At 65.7% G+C, this 15170-nt stretch carries 11 protein-coding genes; 1 reads left to right on the top strand and 10 read right to left on the bottom strand.

Translation table 11 applies throughout. From position 1 onward, the window contains the following. Nucleotides 1–214: 214 nt before the first annotated feature. Nucleotides 215–1363, top strand: a complete 1149-nt coding sequence (locus tag BBIA_RS03530) for a quinone-dependent dihydroorotate dehydrogenase (protein WP_033495814.1) — start codon at nt 215–217, stop codon at nt 1361–1363. 173 nt (nt 1364–1536) lie between these two features. Here the strand turns inward: BBIA_RS03530 and BBIA_RS03525 are convergent, their stop codons facing one another. The 10 genes from BBIA_RS03525 to BBIA_RS03480 form a co-directional block, all read right to left on the bottom strand. Next, the gene (locus tag BBIA_RS03525; RefSeq protein WP_152600639.1) at nt 1537–2637 is read right to left on the bottom strand and encodes an NADH:flavin oxidoreductase/NADH oxidase; all 1101 of its coding nucleotides are present in this window, start codon (nt 2635–2637) and stop codon (nt 1537–1539) included. A gap of 260 nt (nt 2638–2897) precedes the next feature. Further along, nucleotides 2898–5363 (bottom strand): transglycosylase domain-containing protein, encoded by a 2466-nt coding sequence (locus BBIA_RS03520; RefSeq protein WP_081891947.1) that lies wholly within the window; start codon nt 5361–5363, stop codon nt 2898–2900. Nucleotides 5364–5480: 117 nt separating this feature from the next. After that, nucleotides 5481–6200 (bottom strand): Crp/Fnr family transcriptional regulator, encoded by a 720-nt coding sequence (locus BBIA_RS03515; protein WP_033495818.1) that lies wholly within the window; start codon nt 6198–6200, stop codon nt 5481–5483. Nucleotides 6201–6410: 210 nt separating this feature from the next. Continuing rightward, nucleotides 6411–7694: a lipoate--protein ligase family protein gene (locus tag BBIA_RS03510; RefSeq protein WP_051923735.1), complete on the bottom strand. Its 1284-nt coding sequence runs from the start codon at nt 7692–7694 to the stop codon at nt 6411–6413. Between the two features lie 70 nt (nt 7695–7764). Next, nucleotides 7765–8796, bottom strand: a complete 1032-nt coding sequence (locus BBIA_RS03505) for a 3-isopropylmalate dehydrogenase (protein WP_033495820.1) — start codon at nt 8794–8796, stop codon at nt 7765–7767. Nucleotides 8797–9032: 236 nt separating this feature from the next. Further along, nucleotides 9033–11540 carry a S9 family peptidase gene (locus tag BBIA_RS03500; protein WP_033495822.1) on the bottom strand — a complete coding sequence of 836 codons (2508 nt, stop codon included), beginning with the start codon at nt 11538–11540 and terminating at the stop codon, nt 9033–9035. A gap of 58 nt (nt 11541–11598) precedes the next feature. Then, nucleotides 11599–12831: an App1 family protein gene (locus tag BBIA_RS03495; protein WP_081891945.1), complete on the bottom strand. Its 1233-nt coding sequence runs from the start codon at nt 12829–12831 to the stop codon at nt 11599–11601. A gap of 45 nt (nt 12832–12876) precedes the next feature. After that, entirely contained in the window at nt 12877–13287 is a 411-nt protein-coding gene (gcvH, locus tag BBIA_RS03490) for a glycine cleavage system protein GcvH (RefSeq protein WP_152600637.1), read from the bottom strand. A gap of 65 nt (nt 13288–13352) precedes the next feature. Further along, nucleotides 13353–14450: an NAD(+) diphosphatase gene (gene nudC / locus BBIA_RS03485; protein ID WP_081891943.1), complete on the bottom strand. Its 1098-nt coding sequence runs from the start codon at nt 14448–14450 to the stop codon at nt 13353–13355. A gap of 46 nt (nt 14451–14496) precedes the next feature. Then, nucleotides 14497–15170, bottom strand: a 674-nt coding sequence (locus BBIA_RS03480) for an alpha/beta fold hydrolase (protein WP_035138012.1), incomplete at its 5' end; no start/stop codon positions are given.

Genomic DNA, 15170 nt, shown 5'->3' with positions numbered 1-15170 from the left:
CGCAACACGCCGTCAAACACACAAATCAATCCAGCAAACCGCACAAAAACGCACGCACTGCCATCCGTACCGGGCCGCACCAGACCACACCGAGCACGCCGACCACGGATCGCTCACGAACTATCCGCACCACGGCCACGACCCGCACAGCGGCACCGACCGCCGCCGGCGTCGATCATTCCGTTTTTCGTCGTCCAGTGCCACAATGGGACGCATGACCTACGTATCTGAAAGCTTCTGGCACGACGCCGTGAACAAAGCCACCACCGACCTCTTCACCTTCGGCTACAAGAACATCGTCAAACCCTGCTTCGTGTTCAACCACACGCCCGACGTGGCGCACGACCAGATGATCGAGTTCTGCCGCATCACCAAGAACATTCCGCCGCTCATGTTCCTGCTGCGCGAAATGCTCGACTACACCGACCCGATCCTCGAAACGAACGTGATGGGCGTGGACTTCGCCAACCCGTTCGGCCTGTCCGCCGGACTGGACAAGAACTGCGACATGCCCGTGCTGCTCGACAACGCCGGCTTCGGATTCGAGACGGTCGGCTCAACCACCGCCCGCCCGTGCAAGGGCAATCCGCGCCCGTGGTTCCACCGCCTGCCCGAATACGATTCGATGATCGTGCACGTCGGGCTCGCGAACGACGGTTCAGACAAGGTGATCGAACGTGCGGAGAAGGCGTGGACGAAGGCGAAGAGCATGCAGGTTTCCGTCTCGATCGCGCGCACGAACGACGCCCTGTGCGGCGATCTGGACGAAGGCATCGAGGACTACTGCGCGTCGATGCGCCGCGCGGCCGGCCGCACCGCGATGGTCGAAGTGAACGTGTCCTGCCCGAACACGCACGCCGGCGAGCCGTTCACGCAGACGCCGGACGCGCTCGACCGCCTGTTCACCGCGCTGGACAAGATCGAGCGCCCGCAGCCGACGCTCGTCAAGATGCCGCTCAACAAGAGCTGGGGCGAGTTCCGCGAGCTGCTCGACGTGCTCGCCGAGCACAACGTGCAGGGCGTGAGCTTCGCGAACCTGCAAAAGGACCGCACCGGCATGGAGATTCCGCGCGACTGGGAGGGCGGCCTGTCGGGCGGCCCGACATACCGGGCGAGCAACGCACTGGTGCGTCAGGTGTACCGCGAGTACGGAGACCGGTTCGCGATCGCGGGCATTGGCGGCGTATTCACGCCCGAACAGGCGTATGAGAAGATCCGTTGCGGCGCGAGCCTCGTCATGTTCATTTCCGCGCTCATGTACCGCGGCCCGCAGCAGATCACCGTGTTGAAACGCGGTCTGGCCGAACTGCTCCGCCGCGACGGCTACGAACACGTGTCCGAGGCCGTCGGCGCCGACGCGTGACGCTCGCTTCTCCCAGCTTCCTTTGTTGTCGGGGAACTGCCGGACGCAGCAAAACTGAGGGGTAGCCAGAAGGTTTATCCGCATTGATATGCGCAACCTTTCCAACTACCCCTCAGTCAGTTTCTTTGCCCGCTTTCCCGACTTCCCCGAAAAGAAGCCAGGAACTCCTGCGCTCAGTACGCGCCGCGCACGTACTGCGGCTGATACGGTGCGTCGGCCGTGGACAGCCCGAGCTTGTACGCCGCGCGCAGTGGCCAGTACGGTTCGCGCAGCGCGGCGCGGCCGATCTCGACGACGTCGGCCTCGCCGCGGGCGACGATCTTCGCCGCCTGCTTCGGCTTGGTGATCAGCCCCACCGCCGTCACGGGCACGCCCGCACGGTCGCGCACCTGCGTCGAGAACGGCACTTGGTATCCGGGCTTGACCGGAATCGTCACGTTCGGCACGATGCCGCCGGTCGACACGTCGACCAGATCGACGCCGTGCTCGCGCACGACCTTCGCCACTTCCACGGTCTGGTCGAGATCCCAACCGCCGGCCGCCCAGTCGGTTGCGGAGATGCGCACAAGCAGCGGCATGTCCTCGGGAATCGCCGAACGCACCGCATCGACGATTTCCACCAGGAACCGCATGCGGCCGGCCAGATCGCCGCCGTATTCGTCCGTGCGCTCGTTGCTGAGCGGGTCGAGGAACTGCGAAATCAGGTATCCGTGCGCGGCGTGGATTTCGATCGCCTGGAATCCGGCGCGTACGGCGCGGGCGGCCGCGTCGCGGAACTGCGCCACGATGCCGTGGATCTCCTCCACGCTCAGCACGCGCGGCATCGCGTAGTGGCCGTAGGCGATCGGACTGGGCGCCACGGTCTGCCAGCCGCCGTCCTCGAACGGCACGCTGCCGCCAGCGAACCCGACGCCGAAGCAGCCGGTGGAGCCCTTGCGGCCGGCATGGTTGAGCTGCACGGCCGGCACCGCGCCCGCCTGCTTCATGCCGTCGACGATCCAGCGCCACGCTTCGACCTGATCGTCGTTCCACAGGCCCGTGTCGCACGGCGAGATGCGCCCTTCGGGAGCCACGGCGGTCGCCTCGCAGATGATCATGCCGAAACCGCCCATCGCGCGCGACATGTAATGCTGGTAGTGGAACGGGGTCGGCTTGCCGTCGCGGGCCACAGCCGAATACGTGTCCATCGGCGGCATCCAGATGCGGTTGCGCACGGTCACGCCGCGCAGCGACATCGGGGAGAACAGCGTGGCGCCGTTCTTGCCTTTCTTCATTTTCTTACCGTTCTTGCCGTCTTTGACATCTTTGACGTCGGTGTCGCTCATCGTGCGTTTCCTTTCCCGCGTGCGAACCCAAATGCGGATCCGGGCGGATCCGCGTGCTTCCCCCAACGAGGGTGCGCTTCCGCCATTGTACGTCGAACGGTTATACGGCATATACGGCGAACGCCCGCCGTAACGGGCGGGCGTTCTCATGGTGCTGGGGACGATGCCGAACAGCGTCGGGCACACGTCAGGCGCGCATCTGCTGGCCGTTACTGGCCGCTGTTGGTCGTGCCGGACTGCTGGCTGTTGGAACTCTGCTGGTTGGAGGTTCCCTGCTGGCTTGACGTGCCGCTGTTCGACTGGGTCGACGACTGCCCGTTCGACTGGCCGGACTGGTTGGACTGCCCCGACTGATTCGACTGGGTCGAATTGCCGCCGGTCGAATTGGACGAGCTGTTGTTGCCGGTCGTGCCGTTCGAGTTCGTCGTGCCGTTGTTCGAATTGCTCGTGTTGCTGTACGTGCCGAGCGTGCGTCCCTGGATCGTGGTGACCGAGCCGCTGCTCGTCGTGTACTTGGCGACCGGCGTGCCGTAGTCATTGCCGACGTCCTTGCCGAGTCCCTTCTTGTCGGCGTAGGCGTCCATGAACTCCTTCCACGCCGGGGCCGCGATGGTGCCGCCGTCCCAGTAGCCGCGGTAGGTGCCGTTGATCGCGATGTTGGCGACGGGGTTCTGGATCGGGGCCTGCGCGTCGCCGACGAGCACGAACGTAGCGATCTGCTTGGGAATGAAGCCGCCGGTGGCCATGTACATGGTCTCGTTCGTACCGGTCTTGGCGAACGTTTTGCGCCCGCTGTCCAGCTTCGCGTACTGGCCGGCGCCGTCGGACCGGATGGTGCCCTGGTTGAGCGCGTACGCGACGGTCTGCACGATCTCCTTGTCGATGGCCTGATGGCAGTTGGCCTTCGGCACGCTGATCTCCTCGCCGTTCATGCGGGTGACCTTCTTCATGGCGATCGGCGTGCATTCGACGCCGTCCGCGGCGAGCGTCGCGTACATGTTCGCCATGGTCAGCGGCGAAACGTTCACCGAGCCGATCATCATGGCCGGATTGTACGTGGCGGGCACCTGGTCGATGGTCTTGAGACTGGACGCGTCGTGGTAGCCGGCCTGCGTGTAAGCGTCGGCCACACGGCACAGGCCGATGATCGCGCCCATGGACGCCTGCGTGGTGTTGTGCGAGCGCACGAGGCCGAGGAACGGGCTTTCGGGGTTGACCGTGCCGTTGGTGAGCGCGTTCGTGACCGGCCACAGTTCGGTGGTGCCCGAATAGTTCTGCATCTTGCCGTTGTAGTTTTCGCACGCGAATTCGCTGGTCGCGTAGCTGGTGGTGGTCTGCAGGTTCTCGTTGATAGACCTGCCCGCTTCCATCCATGCAACCATGTTGAACGGTTTGATGGTCGAGCCGACGGGGAAACCCGCGCCGCCGCCGTCTTCCGCGTCGACCATGTAGTTCATGGATGTCTGCGTCTGGTCGGTCGCGTCGCCGCCCGTGTACGTTCGGTTGATGCCGAAGCCGAGCACTTCGCCCGTGCCGGGTTTGACGGAGGCCATCATGATTTCGAAGCCGCTGGGGTCGGTGGGTGGGACCGTGTCGCGGGCCGCTTTCATGAGCAGGCTGTTCGCGTCCACGTCAAGCGTGGTGACGATGCTCAGGCCGCCTTCCTTAAGCAGCTGGAGGCGTGCCTCCTTGGTCTTGCCGAATTCGGAGGAGTTGAGGATGCGCTGGGTCACGTACGCGCAGAAGAACGCGTAGTCGCCGGCGTTCTGGCAGCCGGTGGTCAGCGGCTGGATGTTGAGCGTGTCCTGGATCGGCGTCTTTTGCGCCTGCGTGCATTCGGCCTTGGTGATGTAGCCCTGCTCGTACATGAGTTGCAGCACGGTGTTGCGCTGCTTCTGCGCCGTGGGCAGGTTCGCTTCGACCGACGGATCGAATTTTTCCGGGTTCTTCGTGATGGCGGCGATGGTGGCCGACTGTACGATGTTCAGGTCCTTGGCGCTCACGTTGAAGTAGCGTCGGGCCGCGGTTTCGACACCGTAGAGTCGGTTGCGGCCGAACTGCGCGATGTTGAGGTAACCCTGCAGGATTTCCAGCTTGGAGTACTTCTGCTCCATCTGCACGGCGATGAGCATCTCGCGGATCTTGCGCGCGACGGTGCCTTCGGAAGCGTGGTACCGGGCGATCGGGTCGTTGTCGCTTTCCGCCTTGGTGATGAGCACGTTCTTGACGTACTGCTGGGTGAGCGAGGAGCCGCCCTGTTCGTCCTGCTTGAGCACGTACGTTTTGACGAACGCGCGCATCACGCCCTGCACGTCGACGCCGGCGTGGTCGAAGAAGCGCTTGTCCTCGCGGGCCACCACGGCCCAGCGCATGTATTTGGACACGTTCTTGATGGGCACGACGATGCGGTTGTCCTCATAGAATTCGCCCATTTTCGTGGTGCCGTCGGAGGCGTACATGATGGATTTCTGCGGCAGGCTCGTCACGTCGAAGTCGATGCCCTCCACCTGAAGGGAGGGAACCAGCGCCTGCGTGGCCTTGTTGGCGGCGAACACGGCCGGCATGAGCAGCACGCTCGCCGCGATGCCGCCCGCGACACACAGGGTCACGTAGGCCATGATGAGCGAGAGCACGCGTGCGACGGTAGGGGATTTCTTCTTGGGCATGCAGCTCATTCTAAGGGGCCGGGTCTACCTTGCCTGTTTCCCGCACACCCCCGTGCGCATTTCGTCACAAAACCCGCAACAGCCTAATAATGGCTGGACATTGGCTTGGAACGGGCGGATGCGCGCCTAGCGCCGCGACCGCCGGATGAGCATGCCCGGCTGGTAGATGATGATGGAGCGCCCCTTGCGCGCGATCCAACCGCGATTGGAAAAGTCGGTGAGCGCCTTGTTCACGGTTTCACGCGAGGAGCCGACCAACTGCGCCATTTCCTCTTGCGTCAGGTCGTGCGGCACGAGCAGGCCGTCCTCCATCGGCTCGCCGAAACGGCTGCCGAGGTTGAGCAGGGTTTTGGCGAGGCGCGCGGGCACGTCCATGAACACGAGGTCGCTGATGTGCTCGTTGTTGGAGCGCATGCGCGCGGCCATGACCTGCAGCATGTTGATGGCGACGCGCGGATGCTTGTCGAGCCAGCCGAACAGGGCGTCGCGTTCGAGCCAGACGACGCGCGTGTTGTCGGTCATGGCCACGGCGGACGCGGTGCGCGGACCGCCGGTCGGGTCGAAGACGGGGATTTCGCCGAGCACTTCGCCGCGCGCGTGGATGGACAGCAGCTGCACGCGGTTGTCGGTGGAGGTTCTGGTGAGCTTGACCTTGCCTGATTCGAGCACGTAGAGGCGGCAGTCGGTGTCGCCTTCGCGGAAGATGAAGTCGCCTTTGTCGAGCGTGGTTTCCATAAGGTACGGCAGGAGTTCCTCGGCCTGATCGGGCGCGACCTGGGCGAACAGCGCGGTGTGCAGCAGCGTGTTGCTTTCCTCTGGCACTTCGTTCGGCTTGCTTACGCTCATCGCACCTTCCTTGCTGTCATTGCTGCCTTTGCGGTCACCGTCCGCCCGCTTGGTCGGGCCGGTCTCGCATGACTGACCATATTATTGTAATCATCCCGCGTTCGCCGGCGACGTTCCGTCTTTTTCCACGAACCGTGCGCATGGCGTGGCGCTCACGCCGGCGGTATTCGTTGCCGGCGACCGGTTTCCAGATGTATGCGCCATGGCCGGTTATGCCGGCAGGCGCTCGGCCAACCCGGCGCCGGACAGCGGCCGTGCGCCAAGGCCGGTCAGATGCGCGATGAGCCGTTCGATGATCGTCTCCCGTGCAAGTCCGGTCTGCGAGCGCAGCGGGTCGACCCGTTTGCGCGCCGACCGCACGGCTTTGTCCGACAGTTTTTCGGCGGACGTGTTGAGCACGCGCGTCATTTTTTCGGCGTCGATGTCGTACGCCATGGTCACGTGGTGCAGGACCGCGCCGGGCCCGCCGTTCGTCGCCGGGAACCGGCGTTGCGCTGCTCCCCCGATTTTGCCGTGGGACGAGGCGATGTCGTTGAGTCCGGCGAAGCGCGCGTCCACGCCGAGGCCACGCAGCGCGTCGATGAGCCACTGGTCGCACAGCCGGTACGACGTTTCAACGTCGATGCCGTCGACGAACGGCAGCGGCGCGTACAGCGAGTAGGTGATCGTGTTGCCGGGTTCGATGAACATGGCCCCGCCGCCCGTGCACCGGCGCACGACGGCGATGTGTTCGCGCGCGGCCTCGTCCTCGTGCACTTCGTCCGGGATCGATTGGAACCGGCCGACGACGACGGCCGGCCCGGCCCATTCCCAGAACCGCACGGTCGCCGGTCGATCACCGGACGCGACGTCGCGCGCCCACTGTTCGTCGATCATCATTTGTTCGGCCGGATCGCGCGGCGCGTCATGCACGACAAGCGGCCGCAATGCGGCCCATCGCGCGCGCCACCGCTCCGCCTCATCATCCCCAGCGGCGTTCCGTTCGGATGCGGCGGCTTTCCCATCGTCCGGAATCGACGTCTTCTCACTCTCATGGCCCTTTCGAGCCGGCACAGCATTACCAACATTGTCATTTCGAACCGGCGCAACATTACCAACATTGTCATTTCGAGCGAGGCGAAGCCGAGTCGAGAAATCTTCTTCACCCATCATCGGCCGACTGCCCATCGCGTGCACATACGCCGTCGCGATCGCCGCCGCGTCCGTGCCGACGATCTGCACGCCGCGATCGATCGCATACCGGTCGATCACCGCGCGAACCGCCACAGCCGACGCCGATTCGGTCGGACTGTCCGGAGTATCGCCGATCAGCATACAGTCGACCAGCGCGCGTTCGATGTCGGCGATCACCGACGACGCCGCATCATCGTCGCCTTCGACGAAAAAGTCGCCGTCCAGCCGGCATGCGATCGCCCGGCCGTCCGGATCGACCGTCACGTTCACACCGACCAGCTTGCCGCCCGGCGTCTTGCATTCGCCACGCAATATCCTCATGCGGCAATGATAAGGCCCCGCCGTCACCGGCAGGGCCTTGCAACATGTACGCTAGTCGCGTGCGAATCCGTCAGATGCGGGCGAGAATGTCCTCGCCGACCTGCGCGGTGGAGCGTTCGGTGGAGCCGAGCTCCTCGATGTCCGCTTCGACGGCCTTGTGGATCTTCTTCGCGGCGTCGTCGAAGCCGAGGTGTTCGAGCAGCATCGCGGCGGACAGGATCGCGGCGGTCGGGTTCGCGATGCCCTTGCCGGCGATGTCCGGGGCGGAGCCGTGGATCGGCTCGAACATGGACGGGTATTCGTTGCTTGCGTTGATGCAGCCGGATGCCGAGTAGCCGACGCCGCCGACGACCGCGCCGGCTTCGTCGGTGAGGATGTCGCCGAAGAGGTTGTCGGTGAGGATCACGTCGAACTTGCTCGGGTTGGAGACGAGGAAGATGGTGGCCGCGTCGATGTGCGAGTAGTCGTGCGTGACCTCGGGGTATTCCTCGCCGACCTTGTCGACGATGCGCTGCCACATGTCGCCCGCATTGACGAGCACGTTCTTCTTGTGCACGAGCGTGATGTGCTTGCGGCGCTTCATGGCCAGTTCGAAGGCGTAGCGCACGACACGTTCGACGCCGTACGCGGTGTTGATGGACACCTCGGTGGCGACCTCCTGCGGGGTGCCGCGGCGGACCGCGCCGCCCGCGCCGCAGTAGAGCCCCTCGGTGCCTTCACGCACGACGACGAAGTCGATGTCGCCCGGGTTGGCGAGCGGCGAGGTGACGCCCTTGTACAGCTTGGACGGGCGCAGGTTCACGTACTGGTCGAGCGCGAAGCGCAGCTTGAGCAGCAGGCCGCGCTCCAAAATGCCGGCTTTGATGCGCGGGTCGCCGACCGCGCCGAGGAGGATCGCGTCAGTCTTCTTGATGCGCTCCAGCTCCTCGTCGGGCAGGATGGCGCCGTCGCGCAGGTAGCGTTCCGCGCCGAGGTCGAAGGGTTCGTAGGTGAAGTCGGCCACACCTTCAGCGGCCTTTTCGAGGGCCTTCTGCGCCCACGGGGTGACTTCCTTGCCAATGCCGTCGCCGGGAATCACGGCGATTGTGTATGTCTTGCTCATAGCACGCGAGACTACACGCGCGCCCACAGGCCGGCCGCGAACCTCTCAGCCTGTGGACACGCGCCGTCGCATCCTCCGTATGTTCGCGCGATCAAGACATCGGCGCAAACATACGGAGGACAGAGCCGCCTCAAACCTCTGCATGTTCGCGCACACATTGTGCAAACGCGAACATGCAGAGCATGAGCAGCGTCACCGGACGGGACCCGGCGCGCACGGCACGAACCGCACCACGCTCAGTGCAGGATGTTCATCACACTTAGGCACCACGCGTTCTCGTAGGAGACCTCCTCCCACTGCTTGTAGCGCCCGGACGTGCCGCCATGCCCGGCCTCGACCTCGACCTTGACGACCGCGTCCACGCCGGCCGCTTGCAGTCGTGCCACCCATTTGAGCGGTTCCACGTACAGCACGCGCGTGTCGTTCATCGACGTGGTCACGAACATCTTCGGGAAGTCGCGTACGCGCGGGTCGGCCGGGTCGACCGGCGCGTTCTCGTACGGCGTGTACGACTTCATGTACCGATAGACGTCCGCGTCGTGCAGCGGGTCACCCCATTCGTCCCATTCGGTCACGGTCAGCGGCAGCGACGGGTCGAGGATCGACGTGAGCGCGTCCACGAACGGCACGTCCGCCTCGATGCCCGCAAACCGTTCCGGTGCCATGTTCGCCACCGCGCCCATGAGCAGGCCGCCGGCCGAACCGCCGTTGGCCACGGTGCGCCGCGGGTCCGCGAGTCCCGCGTCCTGCAGGGCCACGGTCGCATCCACGAAGTCCTCGAACGAATGCATCTTATGCAGGCGCCGCCCCTGCTCATACCATGCGCGCCCCATTTCGCCTCCGCCGCGGATGTGCGGCACGGCGTACAGCACGCCGCGGTCGAGCATGCTCAGACGGGCGACCGAAAAGCCCGGATCGGAGCCGATTTCGTACGCTCCGTAGCCTGTGACGAACATAGCCGAATCGGACACGGGGATGTCGCGCCGCCATGCGAGCGAGACGGGGATCTGCTCACCGTCGCGCGCGGTGATCCACACGCGGCGTTCCATGTAGTCGCGCGGGTCGAAGTCGCCGAGCACGGTGGCACGCTTGAGCAGCCGGTCCTCGCCGGTTGCCGGGTCGATCTCGTGCAGTTCGCCCGGCCGCGTGTAGCTGGAGAACGCGTAGCGCACGCGCGGCGCATCGTACGACGGGTTGCTGCTGGTGCCGATCGAGTACAGCCGTCGCGTCTCGCCGGGCAGCAGGTCGTCGGCCGCGCCGTCCCACGTCGTCACCATTGCGGACGCTCCGCCGACCGCACGTCCAGCCGCCGCGTCATGGTGCGCGTGCGGACCGGCCGCATCGTCGCCGGTCATCGCGGCCGCCGATTCAGCCTCGTCGACGATCGGATCGACGTCCCAGTCATTGTCGAGCGCGGGCGGCGTCAGTTCGCGGAACGACCAAGGACGGCCCGCGAGAAAGTCCGCGGCCGCCTGTCGCTTGGTCATGACGGCCACGTGCGGTAGTCCGTCGGTGCGGTACGAGAGCGCGACAAAGTGGCGGTGGATGGCGATGCCCTCGATCGCCAGTCCATGCGCGCCCTGCAGAATGGCGGGATTGCTGGGATTGCGGTATCCCGCGCCGACCGGCCGCGCGCTGGCGCCGGCTTCCACGTCGTCGCCGCGCTCGCATCCGTATGGTGAGCCGATGGCCACGGGCATGCCTTCGCCGAGCCGGTACGGCGGCTGATGCGAGCGCATGTCGATCACGTCGATTTCGAAGTTCGGATTCGTCGCGTTGTGGTAGACGACGGCAAGCGGCACGTCCTCACCGTGTTCGCCGGCGCCTTCAAAACAGGCGAAGCTCACGTCGTATTCGATGTCGGGCTCGCGCGGGATGAACACGGAAAACTCGCCTTCGGGGTCGCTTACCGGCAGCATCCACACTTCGGTCGAGGTCTTGGACCCGGTGCCGATGACGATGCTGCGCTCGTCGAAACTCATACCTACGCCAGCCCAGAAGCGTTCGTCGGTCTCGCGGTACACTTCGACGTCCGATTCGACCGGCGTGCCGACGCGGTGCCGGCGGATCGCGTACGGCCGCCACGCGTCGTCGAGCAGCGTGTAGAACACCCACTTGCCGTCGGGTGTGAAGCATGCGCCGGCGATGCCGTCGAGCCGTTCGGGCAGCTCTTCGCCGGTGTCAAGGTCGCGGATGCGGAAGTCGTAGCGTTCGTCGCCGGCGGTATCCACGCCGTAGAGCATCCATCGGCCGTCGCGGCTCAGGTCCATGCCGCCGAGCCGGAAGAAGTCGTGGCCTTCCGCCTCGCAGTTCGCGTCGAAGATGATCTGTTCACCGGGCATCGAACCGGGCGCGGACGCCGGATCGATGACCGGCGGATCCCAGTCGTCGTCGGAGCGCACTGGAATGCGGCACTGATAGCCGTACTGCTGGCCTTCGACGGTGCGCACGAAGTACCAGTAGCCGTCCATGCGCGTCGGCACGGACATGTCGGTCTGCTGGATGCGCGACTTCAATTCGTCGAACAGGGTGGCGCGCAGTCCGGCGAGCCCGTTCATGCGCGCGTCGCAGTAGCGGTTCTGCGCGGCCACGTAGTCGCGCACGTCGGACGATTCCTTGTCGCGCATCCACTCGTAGGGGTCGGTGAACGTGTCGCCGTGGAACGTGCGCTCGTGCGGCACGCGCTTGGCTTCGGGCGGCGCGAGCGGCGTGTCCGGCGCGGTGGTCTTCTCTTCGTCAGTCATGAGCGCCCATTGTAATGCGCGCCCGTCCCGGCCTTCCGCCGCCGCCCGCGCCTGCCGGTCAGCAGTGTTCGCGCAGGTACGGCAGCATCGTTTTCATGAGATTCGACCCAGTGGTGCCCATGAACACGGGCACGTCGGTCACCGGCACCGGCTGGGTCGCGGTGACGCCGGCCACGGACGACAGCGGCGATGATTCGCGCGGGCTGAGCTGGCGGATCGCGATGGCGAGCACGCGGCCCGGATAGCGGCGCGTGATCGTCGCGTACGTGGTGGGGTCCTTCTGCCCATCGTCGCCGATGAGGATGAATTTCATGTCTGGGAAGTCGGCCATGAGCTGTTCGGCGAATTCGAGCTTGTGCTGGGGGCCGGTGGGCACGAAGGTTTTGGGACGCGGGTCGAGGTCGCGCAGCAGCAGCGGGCCTTCCGGGAAGCCATGGTCTTCGATGAAGTGCCGGATGGAGCTTTCGACGTTCCATGGCGAGGTGGACAGGTAGAAGAACGGCGCGTCGGGGAACAGGTCGGCGAGTTTGGTGAACAGCACGCTCATGCCCGGCACGGAGGCTTTCTTCTTCGGGTTGAGCAGCAGCAGGTTGTACGCGGCCTTCCACAATGTGGGTGCCTGCGTGATCATGATGGTGTCGTCCACGTCGGAGATGATGCCCACGCGCGCGGTGGACGGCACGGTGAACAGGTTGGCGTGCACGGTTTTGCGCCGCGCGACCTGGTAGGAGACGCGGTGCACGCCCGGTTCGAGCCGGTGCTCCGCGACCAGATCAAGATAGCCGCTCGAGTCGGAGATCGCGTATTCGCTGCCGCGTTCGAGAGTGCGGTCGACGCGGTCGTACGTTTCCGATTTGCCGACCTGCACGGTGGACAGCGGATTGCCGTCGATGGCGATGCGCACCTGCCGGTGCGGTGCGGGCACGGTGAGCATGCCGCGGATGCCGCGCGTGAGCGCTCCGGACTGCGCGCGTTCTGGCGCGTATACGGTGCGGCAGATCAGGCGTGAGTAGTCTTCGGTGCCGTAGCCGACGTACGGTTCGACGTTCGGATACCAGCCCCAGCGTCGCACCGCCCGCGTGGAGAACCGCACCCACAATCCGAACGCGTTGGTGATGATGCGTCGCGTGGCCTGCACGGGCAGCGGCTTGTTTTCGATGCGCTCGTGCTTCGACGCGGCGTCGAAGGTGGTGACGACCCGTCGCGCCGGAATCGGCACGGTCGCCATCTCGTCTTCGTCCGTCGCGTCGGCGGCGGGCATGATACGTGGATTGCGCTGTTCCCTGCTCATACCCCGAACTATACCGCCCGCCGCCGCTAAAACGGTTACCGGCCGCTACTTGGCCAGCTTCGCGTACTCGTCCGCGGTGAGCAGGTCCGGCTCATCGTCGTCGAGTTCGATCTTGAGGATCCAGCCCTCGCCGTACGGGTCGTTGGTGATCACGCTCGGGTCGTCGGCGGCCTCGTGGTTCACGTAGCGCACGGTGCCGGACACCGGGCAGATCAGCGGCTGCACGGCCTTGGCGGATTCGAGTTCGACGATCTCGTCGCCGGCTTCAACACGTGTACCGGGTTCGGGCAGGTCGACGAACACGAGTTCGCCCATCTGGTTGGCCGCGTATTCGGTGATGCCGACAAGCGCGGGCGAGACGGACTCGTCCACCCACACGTGCTCCTCGGAATACGAGAGGTGGTCGGGGACTTCAAGGTTCAGCGGCTGTTCTTCATTGTTTTCGCTCATGGTCATCTACCCTACCTTACGAACGCCGTGACGCGCGACCCGGCGGACGCCGGATCCGCGCCAAACTGGCCTTACAGCTCCCGACCGTACCATTCCTCGATCATGTACCGTGCGATCGTGGCCTTGCCCGGAGCGACCATGCGCCCGGAGACCAGCTCGGCCGTGTATTCGTCGCGGGTCACCCAGCGTGCGGTCACAGTTTCCTCGCCGTCGACGTGCACGTCGGTGGTGAGCGCGTGCGCCTTGAACGCCATCATCAGCGACGCGGGGAACGGCCACGGCTGCGAACCGAGGTAGCGCACCTCGCCGAGCTTCAGGCCGACTTCCTCGAGCGCCTCACGGCGGGCCGCGTGTTCGAGGTTTTCGCCGGCCTCCACGAATCCGGCCGACACCGAGTACAGCCGCGCGTCCTTCCACGCCTTGTTGTGCTGCAGCAGCAGGCGGTCCTCGCCGTCGACGATCGCAGTGATTACGGCCGGTTCGACGCGCGGGAACAGAAGCCGGTTGCCGTCCGTCTCGCTGGTGCAGCGCTGGGCCCAACCGCCCATGGCGGTTGTGACCGGCGCGCCGCAGGTCGGGCAGAACCGCTGCCGGTTGTGCCAGATGCTCAGCGTGATCGCGTTGGTCGCCTGTCCGGCCTCGCGCGCGGACGCGTGCGGCGCGAATCCCCGCAAATCGACCCAGTCGAAGCGCCGGACGGCCTGTTCGAGCAGGCTCGGACGCGATGCGGCCGCGGCAGAAACGTCCGGCTGTTCGTCGAACGCGTCGTCCGCACCGTTGCCGGCCGAATCTGGCACGTTCGGCCGGGTCGCGTCGGCCGCGGGTTCGACGCGCGTGATGTCCACGGCGATGACGTGCTCGTCGCGTTCGCCGCCGTATCCGCCGAGAAACATGGCGACGGCCTGCGGATGGGCCGCGAGTTCGGCGCCCACATACGCGCCCGGCAGCGTGGCGAGGCGCATGTGCACGTTCTCGTAGTCGACGATCGCACCCTGCCCCTTGGGCACGGCGATGCGGCCCGCCCGCGTGAGCACGACCTTGGTGGTCGGTTCGGCGAGCAGCGCGGGGATGAGGCCCGACTCGCCGCGCCGTTCGGTCTGATAGTCGATGTCGCCCTGGGCGAGCGGCAAGAACGGCAGCGCCTGGGTGAGCGCCAGCGGTGAAAACATACTGATTACTTCCTTCCGACGATTGCCGTCGTTCGATTGCCGTCGTTCAGCCGACGCGCCGCATGAGGTCGACGAGCGCGGCCGCGACGGTGGCGGGATGCTCGGTGGCACTGAAATGGCCGCAATCGGCGATTTCGGTGTAGGTGACGTCTGTGCCGGTCATTGCGTCGGCGACGGCGCGCATGGTGGCCGGCGGGCTGAACGGGTCGCGGTCGCCGCCGATCACCGCGGCCGGGACCGTGACGAGCGGTAGCTGGTCGTTGAGATCAGGGCGTCCGGCGGCCATGCGTTGGCGCCATGCGACACCTTCGGGCCGCTGGTCGCGGATCCATCGCGAGAACAGCGCCTTGCCAGCCTCGGAGCGTTTGAAGCTCGAGTCCGCGTCGGTCGCGTCGGCGAAGTGCATCACCGGATCGACCGTATGGCCGCTTTCGCACGTTTCGGCCACACGCACGCGGTTCGCGCGCTGCGCCGGCGCGTCGGCGTCGCCCTTCGTGTCGCACATCGCGAATCCGGCCACGGCGTCCGGGTGGCGGCGTTGGATGTCGAGGATCACGTAGCCGCCCATCGACAGGCCGACCCACACGGCCTTCTCGTATCCGGCCTTATGCAGCAGCGCGACGTACGCGTCGGCCAGCAGGTCGAGCGCATGTTCGTACGCGCCGTCTTCGGCCGCTCCCCCGGCGGCAAGCGCCACGGATTCGGCCGCGTCGGCACCGA

The organism is Bifidobacterium biavatii DSM 23969, from assembly GCF_000741165.1.
Classification (GTDB): Bacteria; Actinomycetota; Actinomycetes; order Actinomycetales; family Bifidobacteriaceae; genus Bifidobacterium; species Bifidobacterium biavatii.
The sequence above is the reverse complement of the archived record's forward strand: the minus strand, read 5'-3'. Positions and strand labels throughout refer to the sequence as shown.

Coding starts and splice junctions, on each gene's coding strand:
- BBIA_RS03500 (WP_033495822.1), bottom strand. CDS start 11,540: ATGACTGACGAAGAGAAGACCACCGCGCCGGACACGCCGCTCGCGCCG.
- BBIA_RS03510 (WP_051923735.1), bottom strand. CDS start 7,694: ATGAGGATATTGCGTGGCGAATGCAAGACGCCGGGCGGCAAGCTGGTC.
- gcvH (WP_152600637.1), bottom strand. CDS start 13,287: ATGACCATGAGCGAAAACAATGAAGAACAGCCGCTGAACCTTGAAGTC.
- BBIA_RS03495 (WP_081891945.1), bottom strand. CDS start 12,831: ATGAGCAGGGAACAGCGCAATCCACGTATCATGCCCGCCGCCGACGCG.
- BBIA_RS03515 (WP_033495818.1), bottom strand. CDS start 6,200: ATGAGCGTAAGCAAGCCGAACGAAGTGCCAGAGGAAAGCAACACGCTG.
- BBIA_RS03530 (WP_033495814.1), top strand. CDS start 215: ATGACCTACGTATCTGAAAGCTTCTGGCACGACGCCGTGAACAAAGCC.
- BBIA_RS03505 (WP_033495820.1), bottom strand. CDS start 8,796: ATGAGCAAGACATACACAATCGCCGTGATTCCCGGCGACGGCATTGGC.
- nudC (WP_081891943.1), bottom strand. CDS start 14,450: ATGTTTTCACCGCTGGCGCTCACCCAGGCGCTGCCGTTCTTGCCGCTC.
- BBIA_RS03525 (WP_152600639.1), bottom strand. CDS start 2,637: ATGAAGAAAGGCAAGAACGGCGCCACGCTGTTCTCCCCGATGTCGCTG.
- BBIA_RS03520 (WP_081891947.1), bottom strand. CDS start 5,363: ATGAGCTGCATGCCCAAGAAGAAATCCCCTACCGTCGCACGCGTGCTC.